The sequence below is a fragment of the Pseudomonas sp. IT-P395 genome (genome assembly GCF_949767675.1).
In the GTDB taxonomy this organism is placed as follows: domain Bacteria; phylum Pseudomonadota; class Gammaproteobacteria; order Pseudomonadales; family Pseudomonadaceae; genus Aquipseudomonas.
The window spans coordinates 34,358-52,695 of the sequence record NZ_CATKPW010000018.1 but is presented as its reverse complement, the minus strand read 5'-3'; the positions used below and the strand labels follow the sequence as shown (position 1 = coordinate 52,695).

Annotated in this window: 14 protein-coding genes; 8 read left to right on the top strand and 6 right to left on the bottom strand. The window is 59.3% G+C overall.

From position 1 onward, the window contains the following. Positions 1-1,639, top strand: a 1,639-nt coding sequence (locus ACM6IN_RS14935; protein WP_414916269.1) for a calcium-binding protein, incomplete at its 5' end; no start/stop codon positions are given. A gap of 172 nt (positions 1,640-1,811) precedes the next feature. Here ACM6IN_RS14935 and ACM6IN_RS14930 read toward each other — a convergent pair. Next, a complete protein-coding gene (locus ACM6IN_RS14930; RefSeq protein WP_095114529.1) occupies positions 1,812-4,706 on the bottom strand; it encodes a ribonucleoside-diphosphate reductase subunit alpha in 2,895 nt (964 codons plus the stop codon). A gap of 858 nt (positions 4,707-5,564) precedes the next feature. Here ACM6IN_RS14930 and ACM6IN_RS14925 point away from each other — a divergent pair. Continuing rightward, positions 5,565-6,287 carry a response regulator gene (locus ACM6IN_RS14925; protein WP_414916268.1) on the top strand — a complete coding sequence of 241 codons (723 nt, stop codon included), beginning with the start codon at positions 5,565-5,567 and terminating at the stop codon, positions 6,285-6,287. Beyond that, positions 6,284-7,894 carry an ATP-binding protein gene (locus tag ACM6IN_RS14920; RefSeq protein WP_123376393.1) on the top strand — a complete coding sequence of 537 codons (1,611 nt, stop codon included), beginning with the start codon at positions 6,284-6,286 and terminating at the stop codon, positions 7,892-7,894. The genes ACM6IN_RS14925 and ACM6IN_RS14920 overlap by 4 nt, the downstream gene beginning before the upstream one ends. Before the next feature lie 140 nt (positions 7,895-8,034). Here ACM6IN_RS14920 and ACM6IN_RS14915 read toward each other — a convergent pair whose 3' ends face one another. After that, positions 8,035-8,760, bottom strand: a complete 726-nt coding sequence (locus ACM6IN_RS14915) for a 4'-phosphopantetheinyl transferase family protein (protein ID WP_007917528.1) — start codon at positions 8,758-8,760, stop codon at positions 8,035-8,037. Positions 8,761-8,910: 150 nt separating this feature from the next. Further along, a complete protein-coding gene (locus ACM6IN_RS14910; RefSeq protein ID WP_007917527.1) occupies positions 8,911-9,702 on the bottom strand; it encodes a dienelactone hydrolase family protein in 792 nt (263 codons plus the stop codon). A gap of 143 nt (positions 9,703-9,845) precedes the next feature. Between ACM6IN_RS14910 and ACM6IN_RS14905 the strand changes: the two genes are divergently transcribed. The 3 genes from ACM6IN_RS14905 (at position 9,846) to ACM6IN_RS14895 (ending at position 12,618) form a co-directional block, all read left to right on the top strand. Continuing rightward, positions 9,846-10,448, top strand: a complete 603-nt coding sequence (locus ACM6IN_RS14905) for a membrane protein (protein ID WP_007917526.1) — start codon at positions 9,846-9,848, stop codon at positions 10,446-10,448. Positions 10,449-10,597: 149 nt separating this feature from the next. Next, on the top strand, positions 10,598-11,275 hold the full coding sequence (locus ACM6IN_RS14900) for a response regulator transcription factor (protein WP_007917525.1): 678 nt from the start codon (positions 10,598-10,600) through the stop codon (positions 11,273-11,275). Continuing rightward, positions 11,272-12,618, top strand: coding sequence for an ATP-binding protein (locus ACM6IN_RS14895; protein WP_038367433.1), 1,347 nt, complete (start codon positions 11,272-11,274; stop codon positions 12,616-12,618). The genes ACM6IN_RS14900 and ACM6IN_RS14895 overlap by 4 nt, the downstream gene beginning before the upstream one ends. A 207-nt stretch (positions 12,619-12,825) precedes the next feature. Here ACM6IN_RS14895 and ACM6IN_RS14890 read toward each other — a convergent pair whose 3' ends face one another. Beyond that, positions 12,826-13,824, bottom strand: a complete 999-nt coding sequence (locus ACM6IN_RS14890; RefSeq protein WP_414916267.1) for an AraC family transcriptional regulator — start codon at positions 13,822-13,824, stop codon at positions 12,826-12,828. Between the two features lie 351 nt (positions 13,825-14,175). Between ACM6IN_RS14890 and ACM6IN_RS14885 the strand changes: the two genes are divergently transcribed. Together ACM6IN_RS14885 and ACM6IN_RS14880 are read left to right on the top strand one after the other, a co-directional pair. Beyond that, complete coding sequence (locus ACM6IN_RS14885) at positions 14,176-15,510, top strand: dicarboxylate/amino acid:cation symporter (RefSeq protein WP_007917521.1); 1,335 nt, start codon at positions 14,176-14,178, stop codon at positions 15,508-15,510. A gap of 146 nt (positions 15,511-15,656) precedes the next feature. After that, positions 15,657-16,838: a CaiB/BaiF CoA transferase family protein gene (locus ACM6IN_RS14880; RefSeq protein ID WP_414916266.1), complete on the top strand. Its 1,182-nt coding sequence runs from the start codon at positions 15,657-15,659 to the stop codon at positions 16,836-16,838. Between the two features lie 133 nt (positions 16,839-16,971). Here ACM6IN_RS14880 and ACM6IN_RS14875 read toward each other — a convergent pair whose 3' ends face one another. Both ACM6IN_RS14875 and ACM6IN_RS14870 read right to left on the bottom strand, forming a co-directional pair. Next, complete coding sequence (locus tag ACM6IN_RS14875) at positions 16,972-17,466, bottom strand: SprT family zinc-dependent metalloprotease (RefSeq protein WP_007917517.1); 495 nt, start codon at positions 17,464-17,466, stop codon at positions 16,972-16,974. 127 nt (positions 17,467-17,593) lie between these two features. Then, a complete protein-coding gene (locus tag ACM6IN_RS14870; protein ID WP_007917515.1) occupies positions 17,594-18,196 on the bottom strand; it encodes a Yip1 family protein in 603 nt (200 codons plus the stop codon). Positions 18,197-18,338: the final 142 nt, after the last annotated feature.

Here is an 18,338-nt window from a genome sequence, read left to right as displayed (position 1 = left end):
CGCGCAGTCGGAGCAAGGCGTCAACATCACCATGACCGCCGCGCGTGTGGGCACCGGTCTGGGTGGCGACGCGCAAGGTGACACGTTCTCGGATTTCGAAACCATTATTGGCTCGAACTACAACGACGTATTCACCGCCTCGCTGGGTACCACGACCTTCTACGGCGGTGCCGGCAACGACGTGTACATCATCAACGGCTCGGCCAGCCAGAATGTGGTGGAAATGGCTGGCGGCGGTGATGACGAAGTGCGCACCACACTGAACACCATCACCTTGGCCAGTGAAGTCGAGCGTCTGACTTTCACCGGTACCGGCAACTTCATTGCTCGTGGCAATGCCTCGGACAACATCATCACGGGTGGGGCTGGCAATGACACGTTGTTCGGTGGCGCAGGAGCAGACCAACTCATCGGTGGAGAGGGTTTTGATACGGTCAGTTATGGCGATGCCGACAAGGGCGTGACCCTCAATACCAAAACCGGGATACACACCGGAATTGCCGCCGGCGATGTTTACAGCAGTATCGAAGCGATCTTGGGTTCTGACTTCAGTGATGCGTTTGTCGGGGATGCGGGCATCAACCGATTCGACGGTGGTTTCGGTATGGATATGGTGAGCTTCGCCGACGAAGCTGGCGGTGTCACCCTGGATCTGGGCGCACCTGTTTTGACTGGCGCGGCCGCCGGCGATATCTATACGTCGATCGAAGTATTCCAGGGTACGACACAGGCCGACAGCTTTACGGGCAGTGCCGCTGCGGCGGAGAATTTTGTCGGTGGCGCTGGCGCCGATCTGCTGACGGGTGTTGGTCGAGGTGATGGCGCCTGGTACTTGACCAGCACTGGCAGCGTTCAGATCAATTTGCTGGAGGGCACTGCCGCAGGCGGCGACGCTCAAGGTGACGTGCTGATTAACATCGATAACCTGATGGGATCGGCATTCAATGACATGCTGACTGGCAACGCCTACTCGAACAAGCTTGAGGGCGGGGCGGGTAACGACCTCATCTATGGTGGTGAGGGGGATGACTTTATCTATGGCGGCACCGCCACTGATACCGGTGCATTCGGACCACTGACTATTAGCGGCGTCCAGGCCGATACGCTTTACGGTGGTAACGGCAATGACACCATGCGCAGTGCCGATGACGATGCCGGCAGCATTCTTTATGGTGAATCTGGCAACGACAACATCACCGTGTCGGCAGGAATTGCCTATGGTGGTGACGGTAACGATACCTTGACGGGTACCGGTTACGGCTATGAACTCCAGGGTGGTGCAGGTGTTGATACGTTGAACTTGCGCGGATCGGGTGATGCCTTGGGCGGAGAGAGCGGTGACGCCTATATTGTGTTCTCGAAAACCATGGTAGGCATCCAGGACACAGGCACATCCGGGATCGACACTGTCACCCTCAAGAACATTCAGAGTGTCAGTGATGTGCGGATTGTCCAGAACGACCTTGGCGCCTACATCTTCAATGCCGCCGATCTGCAAAGCGGCAACCTGGATTCCGGTGTGTTCCTGAAGGACTGGTACAAGGGCGGGAATACCATCGAAACGTTCTACACCAACAACGGTCAATCCTTCACCATTCCTGTCGTAGGGCAGGCAATGACCGAGTCATTCGCGGTCTGACAAAAGCCGTTGTACGAATAAAAACGGCGAAGCCTGCATTCAGGTTTCGCCGTTTTTTTTACTTCGATTTTTACTCCAGACAAAAGAAAACCCCCGACACACCAGAAGTCTGTCGGGGGTTTCTTTTGCCCGGAGAGTATCAGGCGTCTCGCAACGCCTGACTCAGCTCAGCTTATTGGCAAGCTTCGCAATCCGGCTCGTCGATCGCGCAAGCCTTTGGCACTGGAGCAGGACCGGCAGGTGCTGCCAGAACCGAATCGTCGCCATGGTTGCCGCCGCTGGAAACAGCGTTCAGCTTGCCGGTGTTGATGGTCGACTTCTCGGTGCTGGTCGCGGCCAGGGCACGGAGGTAGTAAGTGGTTTTCAGACCACGGTACCAGGCCATGCGGTAGGTCACGTCGAGCTTCTTGCCCGATGCGCCGGCGATGTACAGGTTCAGCGACTGGGCCTGGTCGATCCACTTCTGACGACGGCTGGCCGCGTCAACGATCCACTTGGTGTCCACTTCGAACGCGGTCGCGTAGAGCTCTTTGAGTTCTTGCGGGATGCGCTCGATCTGCTGAACCGAACCGTCGTAGTACTTCAGGTCGTTGATCATGACCGAGTCCCACAGACCGCGAGCCTTGAGGTCGCGAACCAGGTACGGGTTGATCACGGTGAATTCGCCCGACAGGTTCGATTTCACATACAGGTTCTGGTAGGTCGGTTCGATCGACTGCGATACGCCAGTGATGTTGGCGATGGTCGCGGTCGGTGCGATGGCCATGATGTTCGAGTTACGAATGCCTTTCTGTACACGGGCGCGAACCGGTGCCCAGTCGAGGGTTTCGTTCAGGTCGACATCGATGTACTTCTGGCCACGGGCTTCGATCAGGATCTGTTGCGAATCCAGCGGCAGGATGCCTTTGGACCACAGCGAACCCTGGAACGTCTCGTACGCACCGCGCTCGTCAGCCAGGTCGCAGGAAGCCTGGATCGCGTAGTAGCTGACCGCTTCCATCGACTTGTCGGCGAACTCGACGGCAGCGTCGGAACCGTAAGGAATGTGCTGCAGGTACAACGCGTCCTGGAAACCCATGATGCCCAGACCGACCGGACGGTGCTTGAAGTTGGAGTTCTTCGCTTGTGGCACCGAGTAGTAGTTGATGTCGATAACGTTATCGAGCATGCGTACAGCGGTGTTCACGGTGCGTTCCAGCTTGGCGGTGTCCAGCTTGCCGTTGACGATGTGGTTCGGCAGGTTGATCGAGCCCAGGTTGCAAACGGCGATCTCGTCCTTGTTGGTGTTCAAGGTGATCTCGGTGCACAGGTTCGAGCTGTGAACCACGCCGACGTGCTGCTGCGGGCTGCGCAGGTTGCACGGGTCTTTGAAAGTCAGCCATGGGTGGCCGGTTTCAAACAGCATGGAGAGCATTTTGCGCCACAGGTCTTTGGCCTGGATGGTCTTGAACAGTTTGACCTTGCCTGGGTATTCGGTCAGCGCTTCGTAGTACTCGTAGCGCTCTTCGAAGGCTTTACCGGTCAGGTCGTGCAGGTCCGGCACTTCGGATGGCGAGAACAGGGTCCACTTGCCGTCATCGAAGACACGCTTCATGAACAGGTCAGGGATCCAGTTGGCGGTGTTCATGTCGTGGGTACGACGACGATCATCACCGGTGTTCTTGCGCAGTTCGATGAACTCTTCGATGTCCATGTGCCAGGTTTCCAGGTAGGCACACACAGCGCCTTTGCGCTTGCCACCCTGGTTAACGGCAACGGCGGTGTCGTTCACCACTTTCAGGAACGGAACCACGCCTTGCGACTTGCCGTTGGTGCCCTTGATGTACGAACCCAGAGCACGCACCGGCGTCCAGTCGTTGCCCAGGCCGCCAGCGAATTTCGACAACATGGCGTTGTCGTGGATCGCGTGGTAGATGCCCGACAGGTCATCCGGCACGGTGGTCAGGTAGCAGCTCGACAGCTGTGGACGCAGGGTACCGGCGTTGAACAGGGTCGGGGTCGACGACATGTAGTCGAAGGACGACAGCAGGTTGTAGAACTCGATCGCACGGTCTTCTTTCTGCTTCTCTTCGATCGCCAGGCCCATGGCCACGCGCATGAAGAAGATCTGCGGCAGTTCGAAACGCACGCCATCCTTGTGGATGAAGTAACGGTCGTACAGGGTTTGCAGACCCAGGTAGGTGAATTGCTGATCACGCTCGTGGTTGATCGCCTTGCCCAGTTTTTCCAGGTCGAAGGAGGCCAGCACAGGGTTCAGCAGTTCGAACTCGATACCTTTGGCGATGTAGGCCGGCAGTGCCTTGGCGTACAGGTCGACCATTTCGTGGTGAGTGGCGCTTTCGGCCACACCGAGGAAGCCCAGGCCTTCGGCACGCAGGGTGTCCATCAGCAGGCGGGCGGTGACGAACGAGTAGTTCGGCTCACGCTCGACCAGGGTACGGGCGGTCATCACCAGCGCGGTGTTGACGTCGGTCAGGGCCACGCCGTCGTAGAGGTTTTTCAGGGTTTCGCGCTGGATCAGGTCGCCGTCGACTTCTTCCAGACCTTCGCAGGCTTCGGTGACGATGGTGTTCAGACGACCCATGTCCAGCGGCGCCAGGCTACCGTCGGCACGGGTGATGCGGATCGACGGGTGAGCGTTGACCGCTTCTTCGGCCGGTGCGTGGGCAGCGCGCTCTTTCGAACGACCGTCACGGTAGATCACGTAGTCGCGAGCGACTTTCTGCTCGCCGGCACGCATCAGGGCCAGTTCGACCTGGTCCTGGATTTCTTCGATGTGGATGGTGCCGCCCGATGGCATGCGACGCTTGAAGGTTGCAGTGACCTGTTCGGTCAGGCGCGCAACAGTGTCGTGGATTCGCGACGAAGCGGCAGCGGTGCCGCCTTCAACTGCGAGGAACGCTTTGGTGATAGCGACGGTGATCTTGTCATCGGTGTAAGGAACGACAGTGCCATTGCGCTTGATCACGCGCAGTTGACCAGGCGCGGTGGCTGCCAGATCCGAATTCGAATCGGCGGCCTGCGGCAAGGTGCCCTGCGGGTTCTCGCGAGTTGTGTCGGTTTGCATGGGTGTCTCCACGTTCTCTATGTTTGTTTGGGCACCATCACGGTGCCCACCGTTCCGTCCTGAAGCACTACAACCGGCACGCGCCGGGCATAACGACTTCGGGACAGTTCAGGAAGAGGGCCTTGTGAGCGCCGCTTCCATGCCGAAGTCTTCGGTTCACGCGATACGCGTATCACCGCATTCCTTTCGGGGAGCAGTTTCGCCACTGCAACACCCGTACCGTAAACACCGTGATCGGCGCAAAAACGGTAGCCATCCGCAGGCGCGGTTTGGGCTTTCGAAAATACGTTTGGTTCAACCAGACAATGGCAATAAAAAGCCTTGAATTCACTGCCGGGTTTGTGTTTGGTTTTTTAGCGTCAAACCCTACATGTAGGGTTTTTTTGCGCTCGGGCTACAAGATAATGCGTTTCAGGGGGGGATTGCAACGTACTACCTGTGGATAAGCCTGTGCGTAAATTGTGTAAGAAACTTCGAAAATGCGTGTAGGCCGCGAACCTGCTGAGCTAGACCGTCTGTCACTGTTTTTTCACCGGGAAAAACGCTTCAGCGGATTTTTAAGGGCGCGAACCCTATCACAAAAAACCGCCTTGTCCGAACGCATTTACCGACTTGTGTTCTGGCTGTACGCCGTTTATACAATCGGCTCATGCGCAGGCATTGTTATCCTCCAGAAACATGACAAAAGGACGGGAGGATCTGAAACTGTGGGAGCGAGCCTGCTCGCGAATGCGCTATGTCATCTGACTCAGATGTTGACTGATACGACGCCTTCGCGAGCAGGCTCGCTCCCACAGGGAATTGTGTTGAGTCAGACGTTCCTCTTTTATCAATAACAATAGAAAGTAGAGGTCACCGGTGGAGCAACAAGCCTTTCAGGTATTGATCGTCGAGGATGACCAGCGATTGGCCGAACTGACGCGCGACTACCTGCAAGCCAATGGACTGCGCGTGGACATCGAAGGTAACGGTGCGTTGGCGGCGGCGCGGATCATCAAGGAGCAGCCGGATCTGGTGATCCTCGACCTGATGCTGCCCGGCGAAGATGGCCTGAGCATTTGCCGCAAGGTGCGTAATCAGTATGACGGGCCGATTCTGATGCTCACTGCGCGCACCGACGATGCCGATCAGATCCAGGGGCTTGACCTCGGTGCCGACGATTACGTGTGCAAACCGGTGCGCCCACGGCTGTTGCTGGCGCGAATCCAGGCGTTGCTGCGCCGCAGCGACACACCCGAACCGGTCGCCGAGAAATGCCGTCGTCTGCAATTTGGTCCGTTGGTGGTCGACGACGCCTTGCGCGAGGCGTGGCTGAGCGACAATGGCATCGAACTGACCAGCGCCGAATTCGATCTGCTCTGGCTGCTGGTGTCCAACGCCGGGCGCATTCTGTCGCGCGAAGAAATTTTCACCGCACTGCGCGGCATCGGCTATGACGGTCAGGACCGTTCGATCGATGTGCGCATTTCGCGCATTCGCCCGAAAATCGGTGACGACCCCGACCATCCGCGTCTGATCAAGACCATCCGCAGCAAAGGTTATCTGTTCGTGCCTGAAGCCTGCGTAGATCTGCCGCTGTGAACTCGATCTTCCTGCGCATCTACGGCGGCATGTGCGCAGCGATCATTCTGGTGGCGGTGCTCGGCGTGCTGGCGCTCAACCTGCTTAATCAGGTGCGCAGCGAGCAATATCGCGAGCGGCTGGCCCACGGCACGTTCTCGCTGATGGCCGGCAATCTGCAACCGATGAACGAAACCGAGCGCCATCGCGCGTTGCTGGTGTGGGAGCGGTTGCTGGGGATTCCGCTGGCGCTGAAGAAGTTTGCCGAGACCGATCTCGATCTGTCCCAGCGCACCCGCGTACAGCGTGGTCAGGCGCTGGTCGAGCAGACCGGGCCGCACGCGGCGAAAGTCTATCGAATGGTCAGCGACAAAGAGCAACTGGTGCTGGTGGGGGAAGTGCAGCAGATCAGCGAACAACTGGCCCGCGCGACCATTTACCTGCTGGCCGATGAATTGGTGCGCGTGCCGGTCGCCGAACAGCCCAAGCGCCTCGCGCAGATAAAGGAAGAAAAGGGTTTCGGTTTCGATCTGCGCCTGGTCACGGTGAATGATGCCGACATGGACGAAGACCAGAGCCGCCGCGTGGCCGAAGGCGACACCGTCATGGCGCTGGGCAAGGGCGGCGATTCGATCCGCGTCTTTGCCGGCATGGTCGGCACGCCGTGGGTGCTGGAGATCGGCCCGCTGTATCAGATGAACCCGTATCCGCCGGAATGGCTGGTGCTGATTGCTGCACTCGGCCTGACCCTGATCGGCCTTATCGTTTATTTGTTGGTGCGTCAGCTCGAACGCCGTTTGCGTGGCCTCGAAGCCGCGGCCACGCGGATTGCCAAGGGCAGCCTGGAAACCCGTGTGCCAGCGCGCGGTGCTGACTCGGTCGGGCGCCTGGCGTCGGCGTTCAATGGCATGGCTGAGCACTTGCAACAGCTGCTGGCGATTCAGCGCGAACTGGTGCGCGCGGTGTCCCATGAATTGCGCACACCGGTGGCACGCCTGCGTTTCGGCCTGGAGATGATCGGTTCGGCAACCACGCCGCAAGCGCTGGAAAAGTACCGTGAAGGCATGGATCACGACATCGAAGACCTCGATAAGCTGGTCGATGAAATGCTCACCTATGCGCGGCTGGAACAGGGTTCGCCGGCGCTGACCTTCCAGCGCATCGATCTCGATGCACTGGTCAATCAGGTGATCGAGGAACTGGCGCCGTTACGCGCCGAGGTCACGGTGCAGCGTGGTTTGTGCCTGTCTGCTGCGGATAACGATGATGCCTGGGTCGAAGCCGAGCCACGCTATCTGCACCGGGCGCTGCAGAATCTGGTGAGCAACGCGATGCGCCACGCCCGTTCGAACGTGACGGTGAGTTATCAGGTCGGGCAATTGCGCTGTCGCGTCGACGTCGAGGACGACGGCCCGGGTGTGCCGGAGGTCGCGTGGGAGCGGATTTTTACCCCTTTTCTGCGTCTGGACGACAGCCGTACGCGGGCGTCGGGCGGGCATGGTCTGGGCTTGTCGATTGTGCGGCGGATCATTCACTGGCATGACGGCCGGGCGATCATTGGCAAGAGCAAGAGTCTGGGTGGGGCGTGTTTCAGCCTGAGTTGGCCGAGGAATCAGGAGCGCCGCTAGGTATTTGCGGTGATTGTGCTGGCCCCATCGCTGGCAAGCCAGCTCCCACAGTGACCGTGGTGAGCACGGATTTAAGGTCCACTCAGAAACCTGTGGGAGCTGGCTTGCCAGCGATGAGGCCCGGACAGGCGCTAAAGATTTCAGGCGTGGATACTGACCAGACTCAACAACTGCCCATCCTGCACCCCGAACTGCGCCTCCAGTTCGGTGCCGTTGCGCCACTCGGCAGACAAGTCCGTCAACAACCGCAACCGGACTTCACCGGCCTCAGTCCATTCCAGCACTTCAGCATGCTCGAAATAAAAGCGCTGCTGCACGATCGGATACAACGCCTTGAACAGACTTTCTTTCACGGAAAACGTCAGTGTCACCAGCAACGCCAACTGATCTCGCGAGGCGGCCGTCATGCGCTGCATTTCAGGTGGCGTCAGAATCTCCCCGGCCAGACGCTCGGCACGTTCGGTGCTCAGCAGATTTTCCAGATCCATTCCCAGCCCGCGCCAGTGTCGTTTGTTGGCAACAATTGCCGCCGCACGACCGGTGCTGTGGGTGATCGAGCCGCAGATATGTGCCGGCCATATCGGCGCGCGGTCTTCACCAATCGCTGGGACAACGCTGCTGCCTTCCAATTGCCGCAACGCCGCGCGGGCGCAAATACGCCCGGCGAGGAATTCCGCCTGCCGCTTGGCCACCGAACGCTGAATGCTCGGCGGTGCTACCACGGCACTGCGCTGAAAGTCATCGCCGAGCAGTCGGGCCGGATCGAAGTGGGTGCTGAGCAGCACGGTGTCGGCCAATACCGTCGGCAACGGCCAGTGGCTGTCGAGTGCGGTGCAGCAGGCGGGGAGGGCGGGGGTGAGATTCATGGCGGGCATTTTGCCGGTTAGTCGCGGCAAGGTCGAGATCGGTGGTGCGGCTTTCGCGAGCAGGCTCGCTCCCACACTGGATCTATGCCGCCCAGAAGATCCTCTGTGGCAGCGAGCCTGCTCGCGAAGGCCGCGCCTCGGTGTTCCTGTTCAGCTAAAGATTTTCTGCAAGAACGCTTTCATGTCCGCCCAGGATTTTTCATCCGCTGCCTTGTTGTACCCGATGTCCGGGCCACCGTGCTCGCCATGGCTGAGGCGATCGGCATCCGGATTGGTGAAGCCATGCTTGGCACCGTCAAGGCTGACAAATTTATAGTCAGCACCGGCCTTGTCCATTTCCGCTTTGAACGCCGTGACATTGTCGGCAGTGACCATGCTGTCCAGCGCACCGTGCTCGACCAGAATCTTCGCTTTCACACTGCCGGGCGTCGCCGGGGTTTTGGTCGCCAGCGCGCCGTGGAAACTCACCACGCCCGCCAACGGTTCACCTTGCCGCGCGGCGTTGAGCACCACGCCACCGCCGAAGCAGTAACCGATAGCGGCGATTTTGTTGGCGTCGGTCTGCGGCTGCTGCTTCAGCAAATTCAGCCCGGCCTCAAAGCGCTTGCTGGAAGCCGCCGCATCCTGAGTCGCTGCCTGCATGAACGCCATCGCGTCTTTTGGATGTTCGGTGTTCTTGCCTTCGCCGTACATATCGATCGCCAACGCGCTGTAGCCGAGTGCGGCGAGATCGCGTGCGCGGCGTTTGGCGTAATCGTTCAGGCCCCACCATTCGTGCACCACGACGACACCCGGACGTTTGCCTTTGATGGCGTCGTCATAGGCGTAGTAGCCGATCAGCTTTGTGCCATCGGCGCTTTGATAGGGGATTTCCTCGGTCTTGATCGCTGCCTGAGTGAGGCTGCTGACGGCCAGCAAAATGAGGGCAAGGAACAGGCGCATGGTCGGATCTCCTGACAATAAACGGTCAAATCAGCCTAGTTCATTTGGTTCAGGTCGGGTTCAGAGACGGTTCAGGGGCGGTACAGGGGAAGGTCAGTAACCTTGCGCCATACCCAAACAGCACTGTGAAAGAGGAAATACCCATGACTTTTAACAAACTGTTGCTGGCATTGACCGTAATGAGCGCCAGTATCGCGGCCCAGGCCGACACCACTTCGAACTTCGCCGGCCTGTCCTTCGGCCAGACCAGTGACAAGATCAACAAATCCAACTCGCTGAACAACAACCTCGACCACCCGAACGCCACTGGCGCCATCGACGGCAACAACACCTACGGCGTACGTCTCGGTCAGCAAAACAGCCAGGGTCGCTACTACGCCACCTACGACAACGTGTCCGGTTCGCACAATGGCATTAAACTGCGTCAGGAAAACCTGCTGGGCAGTTACGATCTGTTCTATCCGGTGGGTGGCAGCACCAAGCTGTTCGGTGGCGCGACGGCGGGTTTGACCAAGCTGACTCAGGACTCGCCGAGCTACAGCCGCGACAGTGACATCGGTTATGCGGTTGGCGGCCAGTTCGGTGTGTTGCAGCAAGTCTCGCAGAACACCTCGGTCGAACTTGGTTACCGTTACCTGCGCAGCAACGCCAGCACTGAAATGAAGGAGAGCGGCGGCAGCAAGCAAGGCTCGCTGGATTTGACCAGCAGCGCCCAGACTTACCTGTCGGCCAACTACAATTTCTAAGGAGTTGCCAGCAGGTTCAATGTGGGAGCGAGCCTGCTCGCGAAAGCGCCGGTTCAGTCGATCAGAGGTCGACTGAGCCATCGCCTTCGCGAGCAGGCTCGCTCCCACAGGTGTGTGACTGGAGATTCTGATTTGCCCGGGAGAGTGTTATGAAACTGTTGGTCGTCGAAGATGAAGCGCTCTTGCGCCATCACCTGCAAACCCGCCTGACGGAAAGTGGCCACGTGGTCGAGTCCGTGGCCAATGCCGAGGAGGCGCTGTACCAGACCGGACAGTTCAACTTTGACTTGGCGGTGATCGATCTCGGCTTGCCGGGCATGGGCGGTCTCGACCTGATTCGCCAGTTGCGCGCGGGCGGCAAGACCTTCCCGATCCTCATCCTCACCGCGCGCGGCAACTGGCAGGACAAGGTCGAAGGCCTCGCCGCCGGTGCCGACGATTACGTGGTCAAGCCCTTCCAGTTCGAAGAACTCGACGCGCGTCTGAATGCCTTGCTGCGCCGTTCCAGCGGGTTCACTCAGTCGACCATCGTTGCCGGCCCGCTGCTGCTCGACCTCAATCGCAAACAGGCGAGCCTCGACGAACAACCGCTGGCGCTGACCGCCTACGAGTACCGCATCCTCGAATACCTCATGCGTCATCACCAGCAAGTGGTGCCCAAGGATCGCTTGATGGAGCAGCTCTATCCGGATGACGACGAGCGCGATCCGAATGTCATCGAAGTGCTGGTCGGCCGTCTGCGGCGCAAACTCGAAGGGCCGGCCGGGTTCAAACCAATCGATACCGTGCGCGGCCTCGGCTACCTGTTCAATGAGCGCTGCACTTGATTCGTTCTCTTCGCGTTCGCTTGATGCTCGCCGCCACGACGTTGGCGGTGTTGTTCATGCTCGCTTTGCTGCCGGCGATGCAAGGCGCGTTCAGCCTGGCGCTGCAAGACTCGATCGAGCAGCGGCTGGCCTCGGACGTCACTACGCTGATTTCTGCCGCGCGCATTGAAAACGGTCGGTTGGTGATGCCGACGCAACTGCCGGATGAGCGTTTCAACCTCACCGATTTCCGTTTGCTCGGCTATATCTACGATCGCGAGGGGCATCTGGTCTGGCGCTCGAAGGCGACTCAGGAAGAGCAGATCAACTACAAACCGCGCTACGACGGACTCGGTAATGAGTTCGCGCGGATCCGCGAAAGCAATGGCCAGGAATTCTTCGTCTATGACGTCGAAGTCAAACTGCTCGGCGGCAAAAGCGCGGCGTTCAGCATCGTCGCCCTGCAACCGGTGCGCGAGTACGAAACCACCCTCGAAGGCCTGCGCGAAAATCTCTATCTAGGCTTCGGCGCGGCATTACTGGTATTGCTGGCGCTGTTGTGGATCGGCCTGACCTGGGGCCTCAAAGCGCTGCGCCGGCTCAGTCAGGAGCTCGACGAAATCGAAGGCGGCACCCGTGAAAGCCTCACCGAACAACATCCACGTGAACTGCTGCGCCTGACCGGCTCGCTCAACCGTTTGCTGCACAGCGAGCGCCAGCAGCGCAGTCGTTATCGCGATTCCCTCGATGATCTGGCGCACAGCCTGAAAACGCCGTTGGCGGTGTTGCAAGGGGTTAGCGAGGACATGGCCCAGCGTCCCGAAGAACGCGATCAAGCGTGGGTGCTGCAGAGTCAGATCGAACGCATGAGCCAGCAGATCAGCTATCAACTGCAACGGGCCAGTTTGCGCAAAAGCGGACTGGTGCGACATCAGGTGCGCTTGCAACCGGTGCTGAAAAGCCTGTGCGACACCCTCGACAAGGTGTACCGCGACAAGCATGTGCGCGTGGCCTTTGATCTGCCTGAGCACTGCTATGTGCCGATTGAGCAGGGTGCCTTGCTGGAGATGATGGGCAACTTGCTGGAAAACGCTTATCGCCTGTGTCTGGGCGAAGTGCGTATCAGCGTGCGTGAGACTCTGGCCGGGATTGAACTGTGCGTCGAAGATGACGGCCCCGGTGTGCCGCCGGATCAGCGTGCGCGGATCCTCGAGCGTGGTGAACGCCTGGATGCCCAGCATCCGGGGCAAGGGATCGGGTTGGCGGTGGTCAAGGATATTATCGAAAGCTACAACGCCAAACTCGCGCTGGGGGATTCGCCGATGGGTGGGGCGGCGTTCAGGATTCATTTTCCGGCGGTGTGATTGGGAGTTGCCCTCTCCCAGAAGGAGAGGGGACTGACCGAAGTGTCTTTGGAAAATTATCGACCTGAGCGATTTGCAGCGAATATGGATTCAATAGAGAGCTTGCAGGTCGGCGTATTTACCGAGCATCCCCCAATCAGTCCCCTCTCCCCCCGGGCGGTCCGACGTTTCGGGAGGGTTAGGGTGAGGGGCTTTTGATTTGGCGTCTCACTGCTCCTGCGCCCGATACGCCCCCGGCGTCAACCCCGTCCACTTCTTGAACGCCCGATGAAACGCCGACGGTTCGGAAAACCCCAACTGCTCGGCAATCTGTTGCAACGACAGATCCGCCCGCCCCAAATGATAAATGGCGATATCCCGCCGCAACTGATCCTTCAACTCCTGAAAACTCGTGCCTTCCTCACGCAAGTGCCGGCGCAAGGTCTGCGGGCTGATGTGCAAGTGCGCCGCCACCGCGTCCAGATCCGGCCAATTTGCAGTGTCACGGCTGAGCAAGCGGCGCAAACGGCTACTCAGACTGTCGCCGTCGTCCGGGCGCGAGAGCAGGTCGGCGGGGGAGCGTTCGAGGAAGTGTTTGAGCGTGCGTTCGTCCTGCAACAGCGGCATAGACAGATAGCGGCTGTGGAATAAAAGGCTGCTTTGCTCGGTGCCGAAGGTTAGCGGGCAGGGGAACAACAGGTCATATTCGGCCCCATGCTCGGGGCGCGGATAACTGAAGCTCGCCTGTTCGAGGCGAATCCGCTGGCCGATCAGCCAACTGCCGAGGCGATGCCAGATCACCAGCAGGCTCTCGGTGAGAAAGTGATCGGGATCCCACAATTGTGAATCGTCGAGGCTCAGGCGTACCCATTCGTCTTCGCGCGTCAGGCTCAGGCGCGGGGCTTCGGGGAATAGGCTATAAAACAATAAGCCGCGTTGCAGGGCTTTTTCCAGATTGCGGCAGTGAATCGAGGCGTGGCACATCATGGCGAAACTGCCGGGTTTGCTTGGTGCGTTGCCGAAACCCAGGTATTCGTCGTCCAGCGCCAGCCACAGGCCCTGAATCAAGCGGGTGAATTGTTCCGGAGCAATGCGCGCGCGAGGTTCGTCGAGCAATTCCGGGCTGATGCCCAGTTGCAGCAGCAGGCCCGAGTAATCGAAACCCACGCGGCGTGCGCCACCGAGGGCGGCACGGGCAAAATGACTGGCGATGGTGCGTTCGCGCATAAGCGGCAGATCCTTCTTCAGGCGCCGGATGGTAGCGGCGGGCTGGACGCATCGACAAGGCGGATTTCCGCCAAATTGTAGGACGAGAAGCGGTGAGTTGGCGGAAATCCGCCACGCCTGAGTCACAGGATGGTGACATCCGTAGACCCGTTACCCCTGATATCAAAAGGCTTGCTGGCAATCGCACCAAAGTGGCACGAGGTTTGCGATACAAGCCACAGAAGCGTGCGTTTGGCCCAGATGGAAAATGCTGCTCCAACAACAAATCCCTCCAGTGCAGGAGGGTTCGCAATTAAGGTTTCGCGGTCAACAGATGGATGTTGCCACGCGGGACGCTTGAGGAAACCTGCAATGACGACTCGTCAGCCACTGTACAAATCCCTGTATTTCCAGGTGATCGTTGCCATCGCCATCGGCATCCTGCTTGGTCACTTCTACCCTCAGACCGGTGTGGCCCTCAAGCCGCTGGGTGACGGGTTCATCAAACTGATCAAAATGGTCATCGCCCCGATCATCTTCTGTACCGTTGTCAGCGGCATCGCCGGCATGCAGAACATGAAATCCGTGGGCAAGACCGGCGGCTACGCGCTGCTGTACTTCGAAATCGTTTCCACCATTGCCCTGCTGATCGGTCTGATCGTGGTCAACGTTGTGCAACCGGGCGCCGGCATGCACATCGACGTCACCACCCTGGACGCCTCGAAAATCGCCACTTATGTGACGGCCAGTAAAGACCAGAGCATTGTCGGTTTCCTCCTCAATGTAATCCCGAACACCATCGTCGGCGCGTTCGCCACCGGTGACATCCTGCAAGTGCTGATGTTCTCGGTGATCTTCGGCTACGCCCTGCATCGCTTGGGTTCGTACGGTCGTCCGCTGCTGGACATGATCGATCGCTTCGCCCACGTGATGTTCAACATCATCAACATGATCATGAAACTGGCGCCGCTGGGTGCTTTCGGCGCGATGGCCTTCACCATCGGTGCTTACGGCGTCGGCTCGCTGGTGCAACTGGGCCAGTTGATGATCTGCTTCTACATCACCTGCATCCTGTTCGTGGTGGTGGTGCTGGGTGCGATCTGCCGTGCTCACGGTTTCAGCGTGTTTAAACTGGTGCGTTACATCCGTGAAGAGCTGTTGATCGTACTGGGCACGTCTTCGTCGGAATCGGCACTGCCACGCATGCTGATCAAGATGGAGCGTCTGGGCGCGAAGAAATCCGTAGTAGGTCTGGTGATCCCGACCGGTTACTCGTTCAACCTCGACGGTACTTCGATCTACCTGACCATGGCGGCCGTGTTCATCGCTCAGGCGACTGATACCCACATGGACATCACCCACCAGATCACTCTGCTGCTGGTATTGCTGCTGTCCTCCAAAGGCGCAGCCGGTGTGACCGGCTCGGGCTTCATCGTACTGGCCGCGACCCTGTCGGCGGTAGGTCACCTGCCGGTGGCCGGTCTGGCGCTGATCCTCGGTATCGACCGCTTCATGTCCGAAGCCCGCGCACTGACCAACCTGGTCGGTAACGCAGTAGCCACCATCGTGGTTGCCAAGTGGGTCAAGGAGCTGGATACCGATCAGCTGCAAACCGAACTGGCCTCGGGCGGTCGCGGTATCTCCGACGAGCGTGAAGAAGATGACCTGGGTGTGGCTGAAGGCCCAACCCCGAGCAATGTGAAGTAAGCACTGCTTGAATTGAAGAAACCCGCTTCGGCGGGTTTTTTCTTGCCTGCGATTTGAGCGTAACGGTCATACCCGCTGACATTTCCGGTGATTGCCGTACACGGCATCGCTGCCTAGGCTGAGTGCATCGCCCAAGGAGTTCGCCCATGTCCGCACCGCTGGCCTCACTGAAAATCCTCGATTTCTCGACGCTGCTGCCGGGGCCGTTCGCCTCGTTGTTGCTGGCGGACATGGGCGCTGAAGTGCTGCGCATCGAATCACCAACGCGCATGGACCTGCTGCGGGTATTGCCACCGCATGATGGCGGAGTATCAGCGAGCCACGCTTACCTGAACCGCAACAAGCGCAGCCTGGCGCTGGATCTGAAACAGCCTGAAGCCGTGGAAGTGATCAAGCAGTTGCTGGCCGATTACGACATCGTCCTCGAGCAGTTTCGCCCGGGTGTGATGGAGCGCCTGGGCCTGGGCTATGAAGCGCTGAAGGCGATCAACCCGAAGCTTATTTACGTGTCGATTACCGGTTACGGCCAGACCGGGCCATACAAGGACCGCGCCGGGCATGACATCAACTATCTCGCGCTGGCCGGACTTTCCAGTTACACCGGCCGCGCCGACAGCGGGCCGTTGCCGTTGGGCATGCAGGTGGCGGATGTCGCCGGTGGTTCGCTGCACGGGGTGATCGGGTTGTTGGCCGCTGTGATTGCGCGTCAGCAGAGCGGGCAGGGCACGCATCTGGATGTGAGCATGACCGATTGCGCGTTCAGCCTGAATGCCATGGCCGGTGCCGGCTATCTGGCTTGCGGCGAAGAACCTGCGTGGGAAGACCAGATGCTCAACGGCGGCAGCTTTTACGATTATTACCGTTCCCGCGATGGCCGCTGGATGTCGGTGGGCAGTCTGGAACCGGGGTTCATGCAGCAACTGTGTACGGCGTTGGGGCGGCCGGAGTTGGCGGCGCAGGGCTTGTCCTCAAAGCCCGAGCAGCAGCGGGCATTGAAGTACGCGCTGACGGTCGAGTTCGAAAAACACGACTTTGCTGAGTTGTGCGAGCTGTTTGCCGGGATCGATGCGTGTGTCGAGCCGGTATTGAGTCTGGGTGAGGCGGTGCGCCATCCGCAGTTGCAGGCGCGGGAACTGGTGACGCAGGTGCCGCGCGGGGATGGTTCGACGCAGGCGCAGATGGCCTGTCCGTTGAAGTTTTCCCAAGCGTTGCCGGCGCCGCGGCATGTTGGCGCGGTGTTGGGGCAGCATACGGATCAGGTGTTGGCGGAGTTGGGGTTGAGTCCTTCGAAAATTGAAGAGCTGCGCCGGGCCAAAGTCATTCTTTAGTGCCTGTTCTGGCCTCATCGCTGGCAAGCCAGCTCCCACAGTTTTCGAGGTGTCCACAGATTCTGTGTAAGACACCTGAACCTGTGGGAGCTGGCTTGCCAGCGATGGGGCCAGTCAGGGCGACACAAACTGACTATTCGACGCGCATCTCACCACTGAACACCAACGTGTTGCGGCATCGGCGACACAGGTAACGCCGCCCCTGCCGCACCAGGCTATGGCGCTGCGCCGAAAACGGGAAATCACTGTCGGCGCACGGGCATTTATAGATATAGCGGGTCACGCTGCGGCGCTTGATTGCATAGGTGTGGCAGCGATCCGGCGGCAGTTCGTAAACGCCGCGCATGATCAGTTGCCATTCCTCGCCGTGGGGCTGAATGCGCTCGCCAAACAACTGATGGGCGATCAGGTGCGCAACCTCGTGGGCCACGGTCTGCTTGAGGAAGTGCTCGGTGTTTTCCCGGTATAACTGCGGGTTGAAGCGCAGCAGATTCTCGTGCAGATGCGCGACACCGGCCTTTTGCCCGCGCAGCTTGAGGCTGACGACAGGGCGTGGGAAGGAACGTTTGAAAAAGGATTCTGCGAGTTGGTAACAGTCTTCGACGCGGGTATTGAGTTGCTCGGGCATGCTTGATGGATCTCCAGAGACGTCGAGTATGCCGTAACGCCCCGGACTTGCGAATCGCCGAACTGCCGAATGGTCATTCGGCAAACGACAAGGCCGCCTTGCGGCGGCCTCTGATTGGTTTGGCGAGTCAGTTCGTATAGACGGGACCAACGCCCAGCCCCCAGACGATCACGGTGAACGCCATGATGGCTACCAGCACCACCAGACCCACCGCCAGCACCGAGCTGGAAAACAGGAAGCCTTCATCCGACGGAATATTCATGAACGTCGGCAGCCCCACGTACAACAGATACACCGTGTAGCAGATGGCCGCCGTGCCGACGATCATCCCCAGCCACATGTGCGGATACAATGCCGCCAGCCCGCCGACAAACAACGGTGTCGCGGTGTAGGTGGCGAAGGCCACACAACGGGCCAGACTTGGATTGGCGTCGTAGGTGCGAGCCATCCAGTGCACAAAGGCGCCCATGACCGCGACCCCGCCGAGCATGGCCAGGTACGACATGACGGTCATCCAGATCGCGCTTTCGACGGTGAGCATGACCGGCGCGCGATTGCCGATTACCCAGCCGACCTGTGTGGTGCCGATAAAGGCCGAGACAGCGGGGATAGCCGCCAGAATCAGCGTGTGTGTCAGGTACATGTGGCTGATGCTTTCCTCTTGGTCGCCACGGATTTCCTTCCATTCCTGATCGGGGTGGGTAAAAAGTCCCACTACGTGATGGATCATGCCAGTCACTCCTCTTGTTATTGCCATCGCCCCCCAGCGGAGCGCCTACGGGCCAAGGTGGCCGAGCAAATACAGGTCTTCAGATTGTGTGCGACCTATGTCGCAGTATAGAAAGGTCTTACCCGCACAGGTATTAGGGGCT